Origin of the sequence: Thiolapillus sp. (assembly GCF_048562965.1) — a bacterium.
In the GTDB taxonomy this organism is placed as follows: domain Bacteria; phylum Pseudomonadota; class Gammaproteobacteria; order Chromatiales; family Chromatiaceae; genus Thiolapillus; species Thiolapillus brandeum_A.
On sequence record NZ_JBHNMF010000520.1, the window covers coordinates 1 to 2,275 of the forward strand.

General features: G+C 48.9%; 1 protein-coding gene. It reads right to left on the reverse strand.

Annotated features, from left to right (window positions below; all coding sequences use genetic code 11):
* Positions 1-2,251 (reverse strand): STY4851/ECs_5259 family protein (locus tag ACOCD2_RS17175; protein WP_419625825.1); only part of this gene is annotated, 2,251 nt, incomplete at its 3' end.
* Positions 2,252-2,275: the final 24 nt, after the last annotated feature.

Consider the following 2,275-nt stretch of genomic DNA (forward strand, 5'->3'; position numbering starts at 1 on the left):
CTATTTGTTCAATTTCCAGGCGATTAATCCCTTGCTTTTCTATATACACAAGACTTGCATCTCGCTCCATCACCGCTGCATAACGAGCGATATTCAGTTTGAATACTGACTGCCTATCAGACAAAACCGATACAGACACGAGAGAATCCGGAGAGTCATCCATGCTCAGCATGTGTTGGATATCCGCCAAATAATCCACGAGTGGAATATCCAGAACCAATGTACCGGGAAGAAATCGCAACTGACAACGACGATGCATTTGGCCGCCATTTGCACTAATGTCTAACTCTGGTTTCCTGGCGCCAAAAATATTAACTATCAACCGAACACCCAACAAATCCTTAATCGAAAGCAAATCACCTGATTGAATTTCTTGATTTTTACCGTTGAATGCACGCACACCCCTAGCTGGGTACGGAAGCCGCACTCGTACAGCTTTGGTGGTGTGGGGCCAGTAGAGATCAACGACTACCGATTCTGGTGTCCTGGTGCTTCCATTGGCTGCAACCCGTAGTGTAAGCGTATCGTTCTGCTGGTGAATATGTTGCTGTACCTGGGATGCATTGAATAAACTGGCATTGGCAAGCCCCCAGTTTATGAAAGATATCTGCCCACTCCTCGCCGTATCAGGCGCGAGTTCGAGACTTGCATCTTCAGGAAGCAACACCATTTGTGTACGAATCTGTGCTTCACCGGTGGAAGGATATTTCAGTACAACGGGTCCTAAGGCTTGATTGGTTTGAGGGGCTCCAAGTACAGAACATACTGGCCGCCCGTTAACATGTTGTTTACTACCTGTGTCATCCACTCGATAAATCTGTGGAATACCCTTGTATGCCCGTCGCGGACTTATAAAATCTAACCAGAATCGATTGCCGGACCAAACAAGCTGCTGTTCTGCTGCACTGGCCTGACCAGTATGTATTACAGTTTCTAAGCCACTGAATGTGGTTATTTTGGTTTTCCCTTGCACCCGAAATAAATTTCGTTGCGGTGTGTTTACATTCCCAATCAGCTCAGTGGTTCCACCGTCGATTTCCTGCAAATGCCAAGATTCAGGGATAGCCAACAGCACTTGAGTAGGAGCAACCCGCCCACTCCCTTGCTTCAACAGGCTAATAGGTGCTTCTTCTGCAAACACCCATGGCAAATCCTCATCCAGCAGTTCACCCTTGTGTGCCTCCGTCACCCAGGTGCGTCCATCCGCGGCAGACAACTGCAGTACATGCTCTTCCAATGCATCGCTGCCATCAAATCTCCACTCTGCAGATTCGAGACGGAACATACTGCGACCAGCAAGTTTTCGCACACTGGTTTGTCGTGAATGCTCACCCGCAAGTACTGACAAAGTCGCCGTACGGGGCAAGTCGACAGGCTCAATATTAAAAATCTGAGCAAGCGCTTTTTCTTCTAAAGTATCTGGGAGTTCTATGCGAGAAGCTAACTGCCAACCACCATCTTGGCCCTGCTCAATAAAACGCTCAACAGGTAAACAAGGTTTTATCTTGCGAACTCGCACATTCGCAGCATCCTTGACCAATTGCTCGACCAATGACCGGGCGTGCCGATCATCCAAAGAAAGAGGAAAGCGTTCTTTCCATCTTGGAATCTTACGATCCAAAACTGCCACGGCATCATCGCCTATCGACAGACCGGCTTCCTGTTTCAATTGCAGTACAACCAGCACCATATCAGTCAATAGCGCATAAATGATGTCTTGCCTATAACTCTTGGGGAGCCAAAGACACAAGCTCTCTATCCACCCACGCACATCGACATCAGCAACTTCACGACCCTCGGCCAATTGCAGAACCCTCTGCAATAACTTACCTACACCGCTACGTGCTTCGCCCAAAAGCCGTAAAGGCAATCCGCCTTGAACAGCAATGGCACCCAAGAAACGTAATGCACCCTGTCTTCTTGGGGCCAGTCCCCATGAGGCCAGCCCATCTTTTACACATTGACTTCGCTCTCCCGGCGTCCAGCTATCCGCTGCAACACCCAGGTCTCGCAAAATGGGTTCCCAGGAAAAACCGGAGCCGTCATAACGGCGCCGCCACCACTCGGCCGAGTAAAGAACAAACAAGGCAGGAAACCCCGTAAGCTTTAAAATATCGCCCAGGTTATAAACACCAATAATACGCCCCAGCCAGGTGCGCAAAGTGCCTTCCAATTCCTCAAACTCATTGGAGGTAAGGCGGTATTCATAGAGAGAACGACCATCAGGCCTCGATAATCCACGCTTCTCCAGGAGGCTACGCTTATATTCCTTAAA